The following is a 1,290-nucleotide window of genomic DNA, read 5'->3' on the forward strand; positions in this document are numbered from 1 at the left end:
CTCCGTCTAAATCAAGAGCGAGTGGGTCGTAGAGCTGAGCAATAATATCTTTTATCCATTGTGGGGACATATAATCTAGAAAGTCGTAAAGTCCTTTGGCAAAATCTTTAAAAATATCGTTAATATAATCAGACAAATTATCTACAAAATTTTTGAAATTGTCAATAAAATCTTGTATAGGACCACCATTATCCAAGCCAAAAACATATTTTCCAACATTGTCTAGTCTAGAAAAATCATCAAAAGTTATTGGTTCTAAATCACTGCCATATCCATTATTTTTAGCATCGTTATATCCATCATCTATATATTTTTGGTCTTTTGGGTCATCTAAATATTCATAATCACCAGTTTCATCACCCATTTTCATACTTTCATCTAAAAAATATTGAAATAAAGCATAATCATACGAATCTGGATTATTTTCTTTTATATTTTTAGCCGTATCATAATATTTTCCATATTTTGCTTTATCTTCTAGTGATAAATTATTATCTAGCCATTCTTTGCCATTTTTCAAAGTAGCTTTCATTATGTTTCTTGCTTGTTGAGCAGCAGCTCCTGCTTTTGCAAAATTTTCATCAATACCCATTGCCCTAGCCATAGCACCATAATTATAATTACCAAAATTTTCATATTGGCTACCTTGCGTTTTATAGTCCATAGGACCACCGGAACTAATAAGTCCATAAAACATTATCGCAGTTGTTGTTTTGCCACCTATAATACTAGAATCGCCAGTTTTACGAATTGCGCTTCCTAGTGCAACATTGCCTTTTACACTAACACCATTTGGAATACTGCCACTAAAATTAAAACTCATTTATCATCCTTTGCGGTAAATTTTTCTATTATAATTTTTGTGATTACATATAATAAAATTGCTATTGTTATATCAATAATTTCTGATATACCCAAATCTTCTGGTATATTGAAATAATCAATAATTTGATGACCAACAATTTTCATAATTATAAATGTAAAAATAGGAACCACAAGTATGAAAATATAGATACTTTTTTTATGCAAAAATAGGAAAAATACATATGAGCAAACAAAAAAGCTTACAATCGGTGCAAAAAATATTGCAAACAATCCAAAGCCACAATCATATTTACATACATATTGTGTTTCATCTCCCCAATAAATAATATTGTCAAACAACCAAAATACAAAAATCGTGCTTATAGAATGTAAAATGAATAATATAATACATAAAAGTAATCCAAAAATTACTCTCATGATATTTATGCTAAATTTTGGTTGTATTGTATTTTCCAACTTCTTTCC

2 protein-coding genes are annotated in these 1,290 nt (G+C 29.0%); both read right to left on the reverse strand.

Going from position 1 to position 1,290, the window contains the following annotated elements:
* Positions 1 to 823, reverse strand: an 823-nt coding sequence (locus F1B92_RS08570) for a polymorphic toxin type 44 domain-containing protein (protein ID WP_154571427.1), incomplete at its 3' end; no start/stop codon positions are given.
* Positions 820 to 1,290 (reverse strand): hypothetical protein (locus tag F1B92_RS08575; RefSeq protein WP_229770993.1); only part of this gene is annotated, 471 nt, incomplete at its 5' end. The genes F1B92_RS08570 and F1B92_RS08575, both read right to left, overlap by 4 nt.

Origin of the sequence: Campylobacter portucalensis (assembly GCF_009690845.1) — a bacterium.
Lineage (GTDB): Bacteria > Campylobacterota > Campylobacteria > Campylobacterales > Campylobacteraceae > Campylobacter_B > Campylobacter_B portucalensis.